Origin of the sequence: Arsenophonus nasoniae DSM 15247, assembly GCF_000429565.1 — a bacterium.
Classification (GTDB): domain Bacteria; phylum Pseudomonadota; class Gammaproteobacteria; order Enterobacterales; family Enterobacteriaceae; genus Arsenophonus; species Arsenophonus nasoniae.
The window spans coordinates 1-2,445 of record NZ_AUCC01000176.1 but is presented as its reverse complement, the minus strand read 5'-3'; the positions used below and the strand labels follow the sequence as shown (position 1 = coordinate 2,445).

Annotated in this window: 2 protein-coding genes and 1 pseudogene; 1 reads left to right on the top strand and 2 read right to left on the bottom strand. The window is 30.3% G+C overall.

All coding sequences use genetic code 11. The features are described 5' to 3' along the window. A partial coding sequence (locus G468_RS21705) for a phage tail protein (protein ID WP_162143444.1) occupies positions 1 to 624 on the top strand: 624 nt, incomplete at its 5' end. A gap of 60 nt (positions 625 to 684) precedes the next feature. Here G468_RS21705 and G468_RS0117085 read toward each other — a convergent pair. Both G468_RS0117085 and G468_RS21700 read right to left on the bottom strand, forming a co-directional pair. Then, on the bottom strand, positions 685 to 2,169 hold the full coding sequence (locus G468_RS0117085; protein WP_026824050.1) for a glucosyltransferase domain-containing protein: 1,485 nt from the start codon (positions 2,167 to 2,169) through the stop codon (positions 685 to 687). 7 nt (positions 2,170 to 2,176) lie between these two features. Continuing rightward, positions 2,177 to 2,445, bottom strand: a pseudogene (locus tag G468_RS21700) (glycosyltransferase); the annotation flags it as partial.

Genomic DNA, 2,445 nt, shown 5'->3' with positions numbered 1-2,445 from the left:
GATTACGCCACCAAAACAGAATTAACCCAAGGACTTAATACCAAGCTCAACAGTTCCAATGTCAAACAAACAATCGGTAATTCGACAACCGAAGTGATGAGTCAGAAGGCTGTGACGGATGCGATAAGTGATAACGGCGTACCTGTTGGTACGATAATCATGCTTGCACATAAAAGCGAACCCAAAGGACGTTATCTTAAAGCTAACGGCGTTGCTGTATCCAGACAAAAATATTATGAACTTTTCGAGGTTATTGGCACTAATTACGGTGCTGGTGATGGTAGTACAACATTCAATCTTCCTGATTTACGTGATGAATTCCCTCGTTTTGCCGGAGACAATCGGGAAATTGGTAGTAAGCAAGGTGATGCGATAAGAAAAATAACTGGAAAATGGAATGGTGGAGTCAAAAATAAAAAACACACTGACGGCAGTGTCAGATTCATAAAAGATAGAATATGGGGGATTGATGGAGAATTAACTACCGAAGATACCGATTTCAATCGCGGAAATGGCCCAACCGAAGGATGGGATGCTTATGAGCTCGACTCATCTTTAGAAGTGCCAACTGCGGACGAAAATCGCCCACGTAATATAGCGTTAATTGGATGGATTAAATATTAATTTTTTGTATATGGGATCCATTTTGGAAAAGGATCCCTACATATTTCAAAATATGGATTTTTATTTAAGACTCTTATTTTGTTCAATTATTTTTGTTACGTCTATAATAATGCAGTTTTCATCACATTTAATATTTTCAGTATTAGTAATACTTCCTGCATATTTATAAGACATTTTTCTTTCTGATTTAATTTCTTCTGCCATTCCTGGAGTAGCAAATGGAATTATCATAGATGTTTGCCCAAACTCATCATAACCAATTAACGTATTGTCACTTATGTCTGAAAAAGTTTTATTTTCACTGTTTTTAACATTAAAAAGTAAATTTCCAGAAAAATCTTGTGGGACATTTTTAGCGATTTCATTATAAAGCAATCTAAACTCCAAAATTTGTGGAATAACAAATCCTTTTAATATATTTTTGAAAGAAAAAAACATGACTAAAATAATAATTGTTGGATATGTAACATGATTTATTTTAAATTTATCTGAAATATAAAATATTCCTATAATAAAAACCGATGTCATAATCAATTCTAGAGATACTAATGAGCGATAAGCAGCCCAACTTTCTTCAACAACTAAATTTGGCACATAAGAAGAAACGGCTAACAATAATGTTAAAAGTAGTTTTTTACCTCCATGTTTTTTATTATAAATAGAATACAATCCAATAATAACAATTATTATTGATATAATTTTATAAAAAAAACTAGGATTTATATTATAGTTGGCAATAGAATTCATTAACGGCTGATGAAAAAACCAAAGTGTTTTTTTTAAAAATTCACTTGTTAAGTTTGCTCTATTTATTAAATCATCATATAAAAATTGAGGAACTAATTTAGATATAAAAAAAGAGAATAACATACTTATTGATATAACAATCGCACAAGTAATTAGATTTTTTAAATTAAAATCTTTTTCCCTTACACAGTTATCAAAAAAAACAAAAAACAAAAAACACATTGCAGCTGGTTGATATATTGAAAATGATATACATAACAATATAAGTGAAATAAAAAATTTACAAATATTTGTATTCCCATTTGAATCAATTAAGCAGCAATAACTTAACAAAGACAATAAGATAGAAAGCACATACGGTGAGCAGATAGCCCAAGATGCGTACACTTGAAATGAAGGAAGCAAGCAAAGTATAAAAGGAAATAATATTTTTTGGTATTTATTTTCTAAAATTTTCCTATTACTTATCATTTTGTAAAAAAGACAGCATAAAATCCATATTGCCAGCACTGATACAAATCTTGTATATCTAAGATCGCCTAAGTTATTCAAAGATGTTGTGATTATTACTTTAAATAAACCATACAATGGTCTACCTGACTTAACATCCCAATCAATAATAGAAGTAGTCAAATTATTATATATAGCTTGTATCAAAATCCAATCATCAGAAAGAGCATAAGAAAATATATAAGTTGGCGATAATACTAATAAAAAAAATAAAAGATATATAAAATATAAATACAAATCTTTCTTAAAAAAATCAATTTTTGGTAAAGCATTTCTATCAAATGTCATCAATTAGTTATCCTTTATTTTTGTCTATCAAATAACGTGGTCTTTTTTTAGTTTCAATGTAAATTCTTCCGATATACTCGCCAAGAACACCGATACCAATTAGCTGAATACCGCCAATAAACAGAATAGAAACGAGAAGGGAAGGATAACCCGCAACAGGATTACCAAAAAACAGTTTATCTATAATCATCCAACTCCCGTAGATAAATGATACCGTTGCGACAGATAAACCTATATATGTCCACATACGGAGTGGGAAGGTAGAGAAGCTGGTTA

Coding starts and splice junctions, on each gene's coding strand:
- G468_RS0117085 (WP_026824050.1), bottom strand. CDS start 2,169: ATGACATTTGATAGAAATGCTTTACCAAAAATTGATTTTTTTAAGAAA.